The organism is Runella limosa DSM 17973, assembly GCF_000482465.1.
GTDB classification, from domain to species: Bacteria; Bacteroidota; Bacteroidia; order Cytophagales; family Spirosomataceae; genus Runella; species Runella limosa.
In genome coordinates this window covers 1,173,496-1,188,832 of the sequence record NZ_KI519420.1, presented here as the reverse complement: position 1 = coordinate 1,188,832, position 15,337 = coordinate 1,173,496, and the positions used below count along the sequence as shown (strand labels likewise).

General features: G+C 45.6%; 14 protein-coding genes. 7 read left to right on the top strand and 7 right to left on the bottom strand.

Annotated elements, in window-relative coordinates; genetic code table 11:
• Positions 1-119 precede the first annotated feature (119 nt).
• From K339_RS0114990 to K339_RS0114980, 3 genes are all read right to left on the bottom strand, one after another.
• Complete coding sequence (locus K339_RS0114990; RefSeq protein WP_028524324.1) at positions 120-740, bottom strand: ABC transporter ATP-binding protein; 621 nt, start codon at positions 738-740, stop codon at positions 120-122.
• A 66-nt stretch (positions 741-806) separates the two neighbouring features.
• Positions 807-1,736 (bottom strand): sugar phosphate isomerase/epimerase family protein, encoded by a 930-nt coding sequence (locus K339_RS0114985; RefSeq protein WP_051398023.1) that lies wholly within the window; start codon positions 1,734-1,736, stop codon positions 807-809.
• A 60-nt stretch (positions 1,737-1,796) separates the two neighbouring features.
• Positions 1,797-2,657 (bottom strand): sugar phosphate isomerase/epimerase family protein, encoded by an 861-nt coding sequence (locus K339_RS0114980; protein WP_028524322.1) that lies wholly within the window; start codon positions 2,655-2,657, stop codon positions 1,797-1,799.
• A 92-nt stretch (positions 2,658-2,749) separates the two neighbouring features.
• Between K339_RS0114980 and K339_RS0114975 the strand changes: the two genes are divergently transcribed.
• The 3 genes from K339_RS0114975 to recG are packed head-to-tail and all read left to right on the top strand — an operon-like array spanning position 2,750 to position 5,411.
• Positions 2,750-2,971, top strand: a complete 222-nt coding sequence (locus K339_RS0114975) for a hypothetical protein (protein ID WP_028524321.1) — start codon at positions 2,750-2,752, stop codon at positions 2,969-2,971.
• Positions 2,962-3,285 carry a type II toxin-antitoxin system RelE/ParE family toxin gene (locus K339_RS38115; RefSeq protein ID WP_028524320.1) on the top strand — a complete coding sequence of 108 codons (324 nt, stop codon included), beginning with the start codon at positions 2,962-2,964 and terminating at the stop codon, positions 3,283-3,285. The genes K339_RS0114975 and K339_RS38115 overlap by 10 nt, the downstream gene beginning before the upstream one ends.
• A gap of 17 nt (positions 3,286-3,302) precedes the next feature.
• A complete protein-coding gene (gene recG / locus K339_RS0114965) occupies positions 3,303-5,411 on the top strand; it encodes an ATP-dependent DNA helicase RecG (RefSeq protein WP_028524319.1) in 2,109 nt (702 codons plus the stop codon).
• 226 nt (positions 5,412-5,637) lie between these two features.
• Here the strand turns inward: recG and K339_RS0114955 are convergent, their stop codons facing one another.
• Complete coding sequence (locus K339_RS0114955; protein ID WP_028524317.1) at positions 5,638-6,366, bottom strand: hypothetical protein; 729 nt, start codon at positions 6,364-6,366, stop codon at positions 5,638-5,640.
• 192 nt (positions 6,367-6,558) lie between these two features.
• Between K339_RS0114955 and K339_RS0114950 the strand changes: the two genes are divergently transcribed.
• Positions 6,559-8,883: an ATP-dependent helicase gene (locus tag K339_RS0114950; RefSeq protein WP_028524316.1), complete on the top strand. Its 2,325-nt coding sequence runs from the start codon at positions 6,559-6,561 to the stop codon at positions 8,881-8,883.
• Between the two features lie 45 nt (positions 8,884-8,928).
• Here the strand turns inward: K339_RS0114950 and hisIE are convergent, their stop codons facing one another.
• The 3 genes from hisIE to K339_RS0114935 form a co-directional block, all read right to left on the bottom strand.
• Positions 8,929-9,534 carry a bifunctional phosphoribosyl-AMP cyclohydrolase/phosphoribosyl-ATP diphosphatase HisIE gene (gene hisIE / locus K339_RS0114945; protein WP_028524315.1) on the bottom strand — a complete coding sequence of 202 codons (606 nt, stop codon included), beginning with the start codon at positions 9,532-9,534 and terminating at the stop codon, positions 8,929-8,931.
• A gap of 45 nt (positions 9,535-9,579) precedes the next feature.
• Positions 9,580-10,743 (bottom strand): sigma-54-dependent transcriptional regulator, encoded by a 1,164-nt coding sequence (locus K339_RS0114940; protein ID WP_028524314.1) that lies wholly within the window; start codon positions 10,741-10,743, stop codon positions 9,580-9,582.
• A 118-nt stretch (positions 10,744-10,861) separates the two neighbouring features.
• On the bottom strand, positions 10,862-11,566 hold the full coding sequence (locus tag K339_RS0114935; RefSeq protein ID WP_028524313.1) for a peptidylprolyl isomerase: 705 nt from the start codon (positions 11,564-11,566) through the stop codon (positions 10,862-10,864).
• A gap of 66 nt (positions 11,567-11,632) precedes the next feature.
• Here K339_RS0114935 and K339_RS0114930 point away from each other — a divergent pair, with 66 nt between their 5' ends.
• The 3 genes from K339_RS0114930 to K339_RS0114920 are packed head-to-tail and all read left to right on the top strand — an operon-like array spanning position 11,633 to position 15,310.
• A complete protein-coding gene (locus K339_RS0114930; protein WP_028524312.1) occupies positions 11,633-12,865 on the top strand; it encodes an HD domain-containing protein in 1,233 nt (410 codons plus the stop codon).
• A gap of 10 nt (positions 12,866-12,875) precedes the next feature.
• Entirely contained in the window at positions 12,876-13,913 is a 1,038-nt protein-coding gene (lpxD, locus tag K339_RS0114925) for a UDP-3-O-(3-hydroxymyristoyl)glucosamine N-acyltransferase (RefSeq protein WP_028524311.1), read from the top strand.
• Between the two features lie 5 nt (positions 13,914-13,918).
• The gene (locus K339_RS0114920; protein ID WP_028524310.1) at positions 13,919-15,310 is read left to right on the top strand and encodes a bifunctional UDP-3-O-[3-hydroxymyristoyl] N-acetylglucosamine deacetylase/3-hydroxyacyl-ACP dehydratase; all 1,392 of its coding nucleotides are present in this window, start codon (positions 13,919-13,921) and stop codon (positions 15,308-15,310) included.
• Positions 15,311-15,337 lie beyond the last annotated feature (27 nt).

Below are 15,337 nucleotides of genomic sequence, written 5' to 3'. Positions count from 1 at the left end.
TGTGCGGGTGGTTACTCCTAACCACCCCACTTGGTTTCTCAAAACCAAGCGCTGTAGATTTAACGAGGTTTTGAGAAACCTCTTTCGTGGATTTGAGAATCCACGAGCACTTAGGGCATTTAGGACTTATAGTCAGATACGTTGATGACTTCGTCGCAAAAATCGTATTCAGCAGGTACGTTGGAGCAAATAAGAACCAATTGATTGGAGGAAAGCTGTTGCACTTGTTCCAAATACCAGGCCGACCACCGTGCATCGAGGTTAGACGTAGGCTCATCGAGCATAACCACGGGCACATCCGAATAAAACGCCAAGGCAAGCTTTAAGCGTTGTTTCATTCCCGACGAAAAATACTTAATTGCTTTGTCTTTAGAGGCCGTTAGTTCAAGTTGGTCGATGATTTGGGCTTGCGAAATCGACGGTTTGAGAGGTTTAAAACCCGCGTGAAAATTTAAGAGTTCAGTAAGCGTAAACTCCTCGATGAGTTCGAGATAAGGTGCCGCAATGACCAACTGCTTGTACCACTTATCTTCTTCAGTCGTTTGATTGTCAATAACGTAGTTAATTTTTCCTTCGCTAGAGGGTGTTGCTCCTGAAAGTACTTGAAGAAGGGTAGATTTTCCACTTCCGTTGGAGCCAACAAACGTATAACTTTTCCCGCTTTGGAGGTGGTGGCTAAAGTTCCGAAAAATCCATTCGCGGTTGAAACGTTTGCCAAGTTGGTCGATGAAGATGTGCATGAAAATAGTATAAGCCAAAAACTTCGGCAAAGGTCTAAAACTTTACCGAAGTTAAAAAGCCTTCGGTTAGACCTTTGCGACCCACTCTTTAAATAATACCAAGTCTTTCTTCATCGCAGTGATGAGGTCTTGCGACGGAATGCTGAGTTTTTTTGCCCCATTTTCCGCTCCCCCGAGCGGGTACTCGTAGTGCATCGTGATGGGTACTTGGAAATTGTAATGCTTCCAAATTTCAAAATAGCGTTTCCAATTGACGACTCCTTCGCCCAGTGGACAGCCAAGTTTGCCCCATTTTCCATTGTTTTTTGTCCAGTAAAAATCCTTGATGGCCAGTGATTTGATGTGGGGCGCAATCAAGTGAAGCCCCGTTTCCCACGAACCTCCTGCCTCGGCAGTGGCATGGTTAATATCATACTGGCAGCCAATGGCCGACGATGTTATGCTTTGAAGTTGCTGGTGAAAATCCCACAACGATGCCCCAAAGTAGTTACCCGAGTGGTTTTGGTAGTGACCCACCATCCCGTATTTCTCGTTCAAGGCAGCTACGGCTTTGATTCGTTGACCAATGGCAACGCTTTGGGGAGCGATTTCTTTTTTGAGGTCGTACGGATACCATCCCATGCGATAGTGCTTGATACCAAGAGACTTGGCCGTTTTGAGAATACGTTCCGACTGCGCATCGGCGTCCAAAATCGTGGTCACCATCATCGGAATTTCAAGTTTATGCTTTTTGAACGCAGCGACGGCCTTGGGCAAATCTTCCTCTACGCGTTCGGGTAAGACGTGCCCCGCAGGGCGAACGGTAAGGTCGAGCCCGTCGAAGCCAATGCCTGCAATGGTGGCGGCGAGTTGGTCATAGTCTTCAATCCATTGGAACATTTTAGAAAAAACAAAAATCTTGGGCGAAGCAGCCACGGGGGCAGCATTTGTGGCAAAAGCCGACGGAGCCAGCGTACTTCCAACGAGCGTAGTTCCAATAAATTGACGACGATTCATGGTTGACAGTGATATTTTTAAATGGTTGTTATCTACTTCATTAGGGCGAAAAAAACTCGTTTACCCCACAATTTTTCGCGCGTACTGCACATTTTGGGGATATGCTTCATCCAACGTTTTGCCTGGCGGCATAGCCCCTTCGAGCTGCGCCCACCCTTTGAAATGAATTTCGTTGAGCAGCTGTCTGATGCGAGGCCAGTCGATTGAACCTTGTCCGAGCAACGCGCCGTTTTCTTTGAGATGTACTTCACAGATAAGTTTTCGTTTACCCAATAAAGGAATTTCAGTATATGGGTCGTGGCCTGCGTCGGCGGCGTTGCGCGGGTCGTAATAGACTTTGAGGTTAGGAGAGTCCACTGCTTCAATAATATCGAGGTGCTCTTGAGCACTTAAATAAGACTCAATGGCGAGGGTAATGCCCTGTTTTTCGGCTTTCGGTATCAGGCTTTTGAGGCGTTCAATGACTACTTTTTTGCCAGCTTCGTCGTTGCGTAAATCTCCCTGCGAAAAGAAGGCTAGTAAGACCACTTTTACTTTTAATGCTTTAGCGGCGTCGATGCTGCCACTTACCCAATCGACAGTGCGAGCTTCCGATTTGAGCGGAACGCGATTGAGTTCGCCAATGGCCAAACTAGCAATTTTTACTCCCGATTTTTTTGCCGCTTCCAGCATGACTTGCTGGTTTTCGGGGCGTAATAGGTAGCTTTCGTCGGAGCGAGAATTATAGCTGAGTTGTACACCGTCCAGTCCTATCTTTTTGGCATACATAAAAACGGCTGGATTACAGGCTCTTTGCAATGACCAATCGCAGGCACCTAGCGGATAGCTTCGCCGAAGAGAGTCGGATAACGGGTCAAAAGGAGCCGTGAAATAAGTGGCACTTAGGAGCGCCGTTTGGCGGAGGGCATCGCGACGATTCATAGAAAACGGAGGAGCTTGGACGTTAGTACCAAAAGCGAAGAATTGTTGGAAAAATACTCTTTAAAGGTTACTTTTACTAAAAAAACAAGACCATGACAGTCGTGAGATTAGAAATTCTGAGTAAAGAAGATGTGGAACTTGTCGTTCAGTTAGCCAAGCGGCTGCACGTCGAAAAAATTGAAATTTCGGAAGATGAATTTATTGGAGGAAACGCCCTGTCTTCTCAAGAGCTAGAGGCGCATTTAGAAGATGCTCTGACAGATAAACGCATATCATTCGAGGATTTTAAAAAAGAAATGGCAGAATGGAAGTAAATCCTTATCCAGTTGAGGTAACCGAAAGGTTTCGTGACCATTTCAAAGAGATATATGAGTTCCTAAAAGGAAATTCATACCAAAGTAGTCAGAAGTTCCAAAAAGACATTGTAGATGTAGTTCAAGATATTTGTGAGCGACCTACTTTCCATTCCGTTGCGAGAATCTCTCAGACGAAGAAAATATTTCGGTACGCTAGAATAATGAAAAGCTACAAAGTATATTTTTATGTAGAAACTGAGCGTATTATTATTCTAGATATTCTTCATGAACGGCGGAACCCAAGCTCTACTGACTACATGGAAGACCTTTAAAACGTGCGTTTGCACTTATGAGTCAACGAACCAATACCCAGTTTTTCGATACCAAAATTGAGTTCTTGAAAGGAGTCGGGCCTACGCGTGCGGCTACGCTCAACAAAGAACTCAAACTATTTACGTTTGGCGATTTAGTTCAGTATTATCCGTTTCGCCACGAGGACAGAACGTCGTTTCAGCGCATTAGCGAGCTGAATGATACGATGTCGGCTGCGCAGCTCAAAGGCCGTATTCGTAGCATGACGGTGATAGGAGAAGGCCACAAACGAAGGCTTACCGTTGAGTTTACGGACGGGACGGGCCTCGTGGAGTTTGTCTTTTTCCAAAGCATTGACTGGCACCTCAAGCACCTCAAAGAAGGGAGCGAATACATCGCGTACGGTAAACCGCAGCGGTTTGGGCAGCGCTTTAATTTTAGCCATCCCGATCTTGAAACCATCAACCCCGAAAACGAAGGAGGTGGCTATTTTCAGCCCGTTTATAACCTAACGGAGACACTCCGTAAGAAATACCTCGATAGTCGGTTTTTGAGCAAAATCATGCGGAGTTTGCTAGAACAAGCCACGCCGCATTTTCGCGAAACCCTGCCGCAAGAGTTGGTGCAAAAATTTCGACTTTTGCCCAAAGCCGAGGCCATGTGGGGGATTCATCTGCCCGATAGCCAATACGCGCTCACGCAGGCTCTGCGCCGATTGAAGTTTGAGGAATTGTTTTACAACCAATTGCGGTTGCTCAAAAATAAACTTCTGCAAAAACGCGAGTACCCTGGGCAGGTTTTTGGCAACCTTGATATGCTAAAAACCTTTTATCAGCACCACCTGCCTTTCGGGCTAACCAACGCCCAAAAACGAGTTCTCCGCGAAATCCACGACGATTTTAAGTCGGGCAAGCAGATGAATCGCCTTTTGCAAGGGGACGTGGGGAGCGGTAAAACGATTGTGGCGTTTATTTCGATGTTGATGGCCATCGACAACGGTGCGCAAGCCTGCCTCATGGCTCCCACCGAAATTTTGGCCGACCAGCATTACCGTGGTTTAAAGCCTTTTTGTGATGCGTTAGGGATAAACATTTCGCTTTTGACGGGTTCTACCACTAAAAAAGGTCGTAAAATCGTGTTGCCAGGCTTGCAAGATGGCAGCATCCATATTGCAGTTGGTACCCATGCGTTGTTGGAAGATACGGTACAGTTCAAAAACTTGGGGCTGTGTATCATCGACGAACAGCACCGTTTTGGGGTAGCACAACGCGCCAAGATGTGGGCTAAAAACGAAACCATTCACCCGCACATTTTGGTCATGACCGCCACGCCAATTCCGCGTACGTTGGCCATGACGCTTTACGGGGATTTGGATCTGAGTATCATCGACGAGCTACCCGCAGGGCGTAAGCCCATTGAGACGGTTCATTATTTTGAGACAAAACGCCTCGCTATGTTTGGACGGGTAAAAGAGGAAATCCGTAAAGGCCGCCAAGTGTATATTGTGTATCCGTTGATCGAAGAATCCGAAAAGCTGGATTACAACAACCTCATGGAAGGCTACGAAAGTATTCAACGCACTTTCCCTGAGTACCACATTAGCATGGTACACGGCAAGCTGTTTCCGTACGAAAAAGACTTTGAAATGCAGCGCTTTGTGAAAGGTGAAACGCAAATCATGGTGGCTACGACGGTGATTGAAGTAGGGGTAAACGTCCCGAACGCGTCGGTGATGGTCATCGAAAGTGCCGAGCGCTTTGGCCTGTCGCAGTTGCACCAGTTGCGGGGGCGCGTTGGGCGGGGAGCCGAGCAGAGTTATTGCTATTTGATGACGGGTGTGAAACTCAGCAAAGATACCCGCATTCGGATTGATACGCTCTGTGCTACTAACAACGGTTTCGACATTGCCGACGTGGACTTAAAATTACGCGGCCCAGGCGACCTTACGGGTACGCAGCAAAGTGGTTTGATGGATTTGTTGTTGGCCGATTTGGCCAAAGACGGAGCCGTATTAAAAGCCGCCCGCGAAGCTGCCGACGAGATTTTGCAAGAAGACCCCGACTTGATACTCCCCAAAAACGAGCCCATTCGTTCCCACATCGACTCGCTTAGGAAGGAGGAAACCAACTGGAGTCGAATTAGTTGATGGCAGTCGATGGCGCGAGTGTCCCACTCGCGCTATCGAAAATTCTTCTTAAGTTAGGAGTTGCGTCTCCCACAACTGCCCCTGTTAAAGCAGGTTTGTTGAAAATTATCAAAAAATGCCCCTTTCATTATTCACGTATCTTGTCAGTTCTGCGTCAACACTTAGGTTATCAAGCTGTTATGTACTTGCTTGGTGAATATCATCCGAATATAAAATGTTATAATAGCTAATGAAGCGCTACAAGCATAGCAGGTTTTAAAAAAATACACAACTCGTTTTCAAGCGTAGTTTTATCGTCAAACTCATAGCTATTCGTAAAATTCTTAAAGAAACTATCTTGTTTCGATTGCTCGTCTTTGCAAGCCCTTAAATGAATGTATATCGGAAGCAAAAAATAAGGACTATCAATGGGAGTCCCGTTTACCATATGAGGAGACCAACGACCATTGGTAGATAATAGCGCACGTTTAAAACCCTCAACAACGACTGGAGGAGCGCCTACGTTACTTGAGATATTGATTATTTCACCTTCTTTACTAATCCTGAACTTTATAAATAGGCAAGTTCTCAAGCATAAAGTATCCAACCCTTTATGATTATCTGAAACATGTAAACTTAGATAACCAGATAAACCAATACCTTTAAAATCTGCAAACTCATCAAATGAAGCTACCTTCACCTGACTCCTAACAATTAAGGACGTCAGGTGAAAAAAAAGTGCAAACCAAAGGCATCTTCTTAAACTTTTCATACTGATTAAATCGGGTTTTTCCTGTTCCTCTGCTAATCTCCAAGTTAAACGCATTAAAAAAGTAGCCTCAGCGAGGCTAAATCTTAGTAGAAAAAAAGAGGGAAGGCCATCCCAATGGGGATTTGAGGGGATTTGATTCATTTTTCTACTAAGATGTAGCTCCTCTGGAGCATCAATAGCCGCTCTATATTTTAATGCGTTCAACCTGGCTAATGCATTAAAAGAAGCGATTTCTTGCTAAAAGTAAGAATATTCCCAGATGATTAAGTTACATCCCTGTCAGCACGAGCGATACACTCCCGCTATCGCGCTCGCGGAGGCGATAGTAGTTATTGATTTGTGGGTGACTCCCAAACTTTTCCCCTAACTTTGTGGTAGTGTTAAAAAATGACGTAGATGATTGATTATTTAAGTGGCCTCAACGAACCCCAAGCGCAAGCCGTAACGCATGGCCCTGGGCCGTTGATGATTATTGCGGGAGCGGGTTCGGGTAAGACACGAGTGCTGACCTTCAGAATTGCCCATTTGATAGAAAATGGCGTGGATCCGTTTCGGATTTTGTCGTTGACATTTACCAATAAAGCCGCAGGAGAGATGCGGGCGCGTATCGAAAAAGTGGTTGGGTACGAAGCCCGTAATATCTGGATGGGTACCTTCCACGCGGTATTTGCCAAAATTCTCCGCATTGAGGCGCGTTTTTTGGGCTATACTTCCGACTTCTCCATTTATGATACCGACGACTCGAAATCGTTGATTAAGAGCATTGTCAAAGAGCTTAACCTTGACGATAAAACGTACAAGGCCAACGTCGTTTTTAACCGTATTTCGGGAGCAAAAAACAACCTGATTTCGGCGGATGATTATTTGGCAAACCCTTTGTTTAGAGCCGACGACGAAGCGGCCAAGCTCCCCGAAATCGGACGTTTGTACAAAGCCTACGCAACGCGTTGTTTTCAGGCCAATGCCATGGATTTCGACGATTTGTTGTTTAATACCAACGTGCTATTCCGCGATTTTCCTGAAGTTTTGAACAAGTACCAGCACAAATTTCAGTACGTGATGGTCGATGAGTTTCAGGATACCAACGTGGCGCAGTACCTGATTACCAAAAAGTTATCGGCGGTGCATCGGAACATTGCCGTGGTGGGCGACGACGCGCAAAGTATCTACGCGTTCCGTGGGGCCAATATTCAGAATATTCTCAATTTTGAACGTGATTTTCCCGAAGTACGGGTAGTGAAATTGGAACAAAATTACCGTTCGACCCAAACGATTGTGAACGCGGCTAACTCGGTGATTGCCAGAAATAAAGCGCAGTTCAAAAAGAACGTCTTTACCACCAACGACGAAGGCGTATTGATTGACGTGGTCAAAGCTAGTTCGGACAACGAAGAGGGGCGACTGATTGCAACCGCGATTTTTGAAGAAAAAGTAAACAAAGGCTTACGCAACACCGACTTCGCGATTTTGTACCGTACCAATGCCCAATCACGGGCGTTTGAAGAAGCCCTCCGCCGCCTTAATATCAAGTACCGAATCATTGGGGGATTGTCGTTTTACCAACGCAAAGAAATCAAGGACTTGCTGGCATACTTGCGTTTTATCGTGAACCAAAACGACGAGGAAGCCTTTAAGCGAATCATCAACCTTCCCAAACGCGGTATTGGCGACACCACAGTGGCCAAAATTTCCGTTTCAGCCGCCGAACACCGCGTGCCGATTTGGGAAGTAGTTTCTAATATCTCACGCTACGTGGCGGGGCGTGCTACGTTGCCCATTGAGAGCTTTGCGACGTTGATTAAGAGTTTCAAGATATTATTGGAAGAAGGCAAAGACGCCTATACCGTGGCCTCTCACGTAGCTAAAACGTCGGGGATTTTGCGGGAGTTGTACGAAGACAAAACCGTAGAAGGCTTGAGCCGCTACGAAAACGTGCAAGAATTGCTCAATGCCATCAAGGAGTTTGTAGATAATGCCGATAACGAAGACAAAACGTTAAGTTCGTTCTTGCAAACAGTATCCCTTTTGACCACCGCCGACGAAACTGACGACGATGGCGATACCGACCGCGTGACGTTGATGACGATTCACGGCGCGAAAGGGCTAGAATTTAAAAATGTGTATGTGGTCGGGCTGGAGGAAGGACTGTTTCCGAGCCAAATGATGCTCGAAAAACGGGAAGATTTGGAAGAAGAGCGGCGGTTGTTTTACGTAGCCATTACCCGTGCCGAAACCAAACTGACGTTTTCGTACGCCGAAAGTCGCTACAACTGGGGTCGCCTCAACATGTGCGAACCTAGCCGCTTTTTGTTTGAAGTTGACCAGCGCTTTTTGATGATGGCCAAAGGGCGCCGTTCGGGAGGCATGGACGACTACCGTAACAACGCAGAACCATCAGCAAATAATTTTATTCGTCAGATAACCAACCGAACTTCTCAAACTCCCAAAGGAACGACCGAAACGGTTAAAAGTTCAGCTGGAGTATCCAGCCCCAAAGTACCCACTCCTCCCCCACCGACCAACGGCGCAAGTGAGCCTTTTGTGGCAAGTGATACCTCAAGTCTGGAAGAAGGGAATCGTGTAGAGCACCCTAAATTTGGGAAAGGAACGGTAAAGAAAATGGACGTCAACGGCACCGACCGCAAAGCCATCATTCATTTTGATACAACAGGAGAAAAAACCCTCTTACTGAGTTTTGCGAAGCTAAGAATTTTACGGTAGCAATACGTGAATCAGGATACTCATACCCTGATTCACGTATTGTTTTTATTTGTGTCTGGTTTTTAACACGTCCACAATATCATCTAAATCCAACCCACGTTGTTCGAGAAGAATCAGGTAATGGAATAACAAATCGGCCGCTTCACCTTTAAACAAGTCATCGTTAGTATCTTTGGCTTCAATCACCAATTCTACGGCTTCTTCGCCTACTTTTTGGGCAATTTTATTGACTCCACGGGCAAAAAGCTTACTCGTATATGACGCGTCCGAGGGATTATTTTTGCGGTCGCGAATGATTTGCTTTTGTAGGTAATTCAAAAACGAGGCTTTGCCTTCATTTTTTTCAAAAAAACAGGTATCCGCACCCGTATGGCAAGTTGGGCCAATTGGATGCACTTTTATCAAAATCGTGTCTTGGTCGCAATCCAGCAAAACTGTTTTTACTTGTAAAAAATGACCTGATGTTTCACCTTTGGTCCAAAGTCTTTGCTTAGAACGGCTAAAAAACGTGACTACTTTTTCGGCTTCGGTTTTAGCCAATGCTTCCGCATTCATATACCCAACCATGAGTACTTTCCCCGTTTCTTCATCTTGAACAACGGCAGGAACCAAACCGTCGGGAGATTTTGAAAAATTGATTTCCATTATCATGTGTGCCAAAGCACCAGTTACTAAAAAAACGTTTAATAAGTTAGACTAACTTCCAAAGCTTGCATACAAACGGACGTCTTCGAGCAAGATTTCGTCTCCACACATAATCACCAAACGCTCAATGACGTTGCGCAATTCACGAACGTTACCCGTCCACGGCAACGATTTTAGGTGGGTCATGGCATCTTCCATAATTTCTTTGGGCACACCACCATATTCTTGCGAAATATCGTACAAGAATTTTTCGGCCAACAACGGAATATCTTCGCGGCGTTCGGACAACGGCGGTACGTGAATCGGAATGACGTTCAAGCGGTGGTACAAGTCTTCACGGAAACCTCCTTCTGCAATCTCACGTTTGAGGTCTTTGTTAGTCGCCGCAATCACCCGAACATTAATTTTGATTTCTTTATCTCCACCCACGCGGGTGATTTTACTTTCTTGCAGCGCTCTCAGCACTTTGGCCTGCGCCGACAAGCTCATATCACCAATCTCGTCCAAGAAGAGCGTTCCACCATCGGCTTGTTCAAACTTACCGATACGTTGTTTGACTGCACCCGTAAATGCCCCTTTTTCGTAACCAAAAAGCTCACTTTCAATCAATTCGCTCGGAATTGCGGCACAGTTTACCTCAATCAAAGGCTTATTAACGCGGTTGCTCCGCTCGTGAATTTGCTTGGCTACCATTTCTTTACCCGAACCGTTGGCTCCAGTAATAAGCACACGGGCTTCGGTAGGTGCGACACGGCTAATGGTTTCTTTGACCTTACGAATCGGCGCCGACTCACCCACAATTTCGTTGATTTTGAAAATACGTTTTCTGAGATCAACAGTTTCTGCGACCAATTTGGCTTTCTCAATGGCATTTCGAACCGAGACCAGCAAGCGGTTCAAATCAGGTGGTTTGGTAATAAAATCATACGCACCACGTTTGGTAGCCTCTACGGCATTTTCAACACTACCAAAAGCCGAAATCATAATAAATTGAGTCGCTCGGCCTGCTTCGCCAGCTTTTAGAAGTACCTCAAGTCCTTCCAATTTTGGCATTTTAATATCGCAGAGCGCCACATCATAATGATTATTGAGAATCATATAGAGACCTTCTTCTCCATCTTTGGCCTCTTCAACCTCATAATCTTCGTATTCTAAAATATCACGCAGGGCAGCACGGATACTTTTCTCGTCATCCACAATCAGGATTTTTGCCATCAGTCGTAGAAATAAGTTAATGGGCAAAGTTAGTAAACCCATCGGGAAAATAACGCGAAAGAAAGTTAGTTTTCCAACAATTTAGAAAACTTCAAACGAATGACTCGGTAGGAAGTCCTTATTCAAACCGATAACCGTAGCGTTTGGCAATTTTTTTCTTTTTCATTTTCTCCACGCGCATACTCATTCGTACATCTTTTAATGGTCGATCGGAGCCATCTCGGCGTTGATGCGCAATGCTATCGAGCACCGCCAACCCACTTATCACTTGCCCAAAAACCGTATAATTTCCATCCAAATGCGGCGTACCGCCTATTGTTTTATACACTTCTCGCTGCTCAGGTGTTGCTTGCCGAGTCCCTACCGCCCGACGTAACTGTGCATCGAGTTCAGCATCGTTATATACTTTTCCCTGTACGATATAGAACTGGCAGGCCGATGATTTTTTTTCGGGGTTATTATCCCTTGCGGCTGCCAACGCCCCTTTTTTATGAAACAAATCGGGACGAAACTCCGCAGGAATTCGCTCCAGATTGCCCCCACCCCCACCTAAGCGGTCGCCTGGTTTGGCGTTTTTGGAATTAGGATCTCCCCCCTGAATCATAAAATTTTCGATGATTCGGTGAAAAAGTAAGCTATCGTAAAAGTGTCCTTTGGCTAATTTCAAAAAATTGGCCTTGTGAAGCGGCGTCTGCTCATGCAAAATGGCTGCCATATCACCAAACGACGTGTGAATGGTGACCACTTCGGCTTTTTTTGTTTTTTTTTGAGCAAAAGCCACCGTACTCAAGACGACGAAAAAGGAAAGAGCAACGTGTTTCATTAGGTAATGGAGGTATTTTTTCACGAAATTGCACTCAAAAATTCCGTTTCCCAAATTTACTCAGGCGTGAACAAACGAAAGATTTTCAACGACCCCGTTTATGGATTCATCAGCATTCCGTCTGATTTGGTCTTTGACCTTATCCAACACCCTTTTTTCCAACGACTTCGACGCATTCGGCAACTAGGAATGGCCGAACTGGTCTATCCTGGGGCACTGCATACCCGTTTTCACCATGCCCTTGGCGCCATGCACCTCATGGGGCAAGCCCTGTCAACATTACGCACCAAAGGTCACTTGATTTGGGAAGCCGAATGGGAAGCCGCCCAAATTGCGATTTTGCTGCATGACGTTGGGCACGGGCCGTTTTCTCACGTGTTGGAAAAAACCATTTTGAACGACGTCCACCACGAATATCTTTCGTTGGAAATTATGAAAGAACTCAACCGCCAGCTGGACGGGCGGCTCGAAATGGCTATTCAGATGTTTGAGGGCAGTTATCCACGGCAGTTTTTTCACCAACTGATTTCCAGTCAATTGGACATGGATCGTATGGATTACCTCAACCGCGACTGTTTTTTTACGGGCGTAGCCGAAGGAGCCATTGGTACCGAGCGCATCATCAAAATGCTGGATGTGGTTGACGACCAACTCGTTGTGGAGTCCAAAGGGATATTAAGCATCGAAAATTTTCTAAACGCACGGCGTCTCATGTATTGGCAGGTGTACCTTCACAAGACGTCCATCTGTGCCGAAACGATGCTAATTCAGGCCATCAGGCGTGCGCGCGAGTTGGCCAGAAGTGGAGAAACCATCTTTGCACCTAGTGATTTTGGGCTTTTTCTTCGTCAGATAATCACCTTGCAGCAGTTTCAAGAAAACCCTCAATACCTTCAATCCTTCACCAAAATCGACGATTACGACGTTTGGGGTTGTTTGAAAGTATGGGCTACTCACGAAGACCGCGTGCTTTCCATGATTTGTCAACATTTACTTGACCGAAAATTGTACAAAATACAGTTTTCAAGCACGCCATTTGACCAAAATCAGCTCCAAGAAATCCACGAACAACTGCGCCAACAAGGCATTTCGGACAGCTGGCATGACTATTTTTTGGTGCTGGGCGAGTCGAGCAATGCGGCCTATGTTTCGAGCAAAGAACGCATTCTTATCAAAATGAAAGATGGCAGCGTATGCGATATTGCTGATGCCTCTGATTTACCGACAATTAAGGCCCTGAGTAATATTGTCCGAAAGTATTATGTTTGTTGGATGAAACCCCTAACTTTGCAGTCTTAATTGTGACCGTATGGAATTTACCGTCAAGCAGATTGCTGGACTGCTCGGAGGAGAAATAGAAGGCGAAGAGAACCTAAAAATCAGTCAGTTATCAAAAATTGAAGAGGGTATCTCTGGTAGTATTTCTTTTTTATCCAATCCAAAATACGAGCCTTATTTATACACAACCGAGGCTTCGGCAGTAATTGTAGATAAAAGCTTTGAACCTAAAAAAGCGTTTAAAACTACCCTTATTCGGGTAGAAAGCTCCTATACAGCGTTTACTCAACTTCTACAACAATACGAACGAATCATCAAGGGCGATAAACGAGGAATTGAGCAACCTTCTTACCTTGGAGAAGGCACTGAATTGGGCGAAAACCCCTATTTAGGTGCTTTTGCTTACGTTGGAACAAATTGTAAGATTGGGAAAAATGTAAAAATTTATCCCCATGCTTACGTGGGCGATAACGTCAAAATTGGCGATGGTACGGTGATTCATTCGGGTGTCCGAATTTATAACAATACCATTATTGGTCAAAATTGCACCTTTTTTGCCAACGCCGTTATCGGAAGCGATGGATTTGGTTTTGCCCCTCTTCCCGACGGAACTTACAAAACAATTCCCCAACTAGGCAACGTCGTCATCGAAGACAACGTAAGTATAGGAGCAGGGGCAACAATCGACTGCGCCACAATGGGTTCGACAGTTATTCGACAGGGAGTAAAACTGGACAATTTAGTGCAAGTGGGGCACAACGTCGAAATTGGTAAAAATACCGTCATTGCTGCTCAAGCAGGCATAGCGGGCTCAACCAAAATCGGAGAAAATTGCGTCATAGGCGGACAAGCTGGTTTTAACGGACACATTACGGTGCCAAAAGGAACCAAAGTGGGTGGCCAAGCGGGTGTTACTCGAACATGGGAAGAAGAAGGACTTTCACTTAACGGAACTCCAGCCCTCGAACTCAAAGACAGTTTACGTTCGGCGGCAATTTTCCGTAAATTACCGCTCTTGGAAAAAAGAGTGCACGAATTAGAGAAACAAAACAAAGAAGATAAACACTAGGAATGTTGAACATTAAACAACAAACCATCGAAAAATCGGTGTCGGTATCGGGTGTAGGGTTGCATACTGGTGTCTCGGCTACCATGACTTTTGTGCCCGCCCCTATCAATCACGGTTATAAATTTCAACGTATTGACTTGGAAGGTCAGCCTATCGTTGATGCTGACGTGGACAATGTGGTGGATGTGTCGCGGGGGACTACCCTCGAACAAAACGGAGCCCGTGTTTACACGGTTGAGCACACCCTCGCCGCACTTGTTGGGTTACAAATTGACAATGTACTCATTCAGCTTGATGGTCCCGAGCCTCCTATCATGGACGGCAGCTCTATCAAGTTTGTAGAAGCGCTAAAAGAAGCTGGAATTATTGAACAAAATGCCTCGCGCAATTACTTCGAAATTTCAGAACCTGTACGCTACATAAACGCGGAAAAAGACATTGAGATGGTAGCTTTACCTCTCAACGACTACCGCCTCACGGTGATGGTAGATTACAATTCACAAGTAATCAGCAGCCAACACGCTTCGCTCAACGACCTTACTACCTTCTCACGCGAGATTGCTTCGTGCCGAACTTTCTGTTTCTTGCACGAGCTTGAGGCGCTTTACAAAGCCAACCTCATCAAAGGTGGCGATCTCACCAATGCCATTGTAATCGTTGATCGCGATGTGGAAGAGGGAGAACTAGATTATCTTTCTCAGTTACTCAACAAACCTACCATTGGGGTCAACAAAAAAGTAGGTATTCTGAATAACTTAGAATTACACTACCCCAACGAAATGGCGCGCCACAAACTACTTGACGTAGTAGGTGACTTGGCACTCGTAGGCCGTCCTATCAAAGGCCAAATTTTGGCAGCACGTCCGGGCCACGCAGCCAACGTTGCTTTGGCGAAAAAAATCAAAAAACTCATGGAGTCGTCGAAAAGCCCAGTGCCTCACTTCGACCCCAAAATGCCTCCTGTGATGGATTTGAAGCGCATTTGTGAGCTTCTTCCCCACCGCTATCCGTTCTTGATGATTGACAAAATCGTTTATATGGACGAAAACAGCGTAGCAGGTCTCAAAAATGTCACCATGAACGAACCCTTCTTTACGGGGCACTTTCCAAACAATCCTGTCATGCCAGGTGTTTTACAAATGGAGGCCATGGCGCAAACAGGAGCTATTCTTGCTTTAAGTTCGCAACCAGACCCTGAGAACTATTGGCCTTTCTTGGCTGCCATCGAAAACTGCCGTTTTCGTCGCAACGTCGTTCCTGGAGATACCGTTATCTTCAAATGTGAGTTTACAGCGCCTATCAAACGAGGAATTGTAAAAATGCACGGCGCAGGGTACGTGGCAGGACAACTTGTATGTGAAGCTGACATGACCGCAAGCCTAGTTAGAAAAAAGTAATGGTAAACAAAGCAAGCTCTTTTGAAA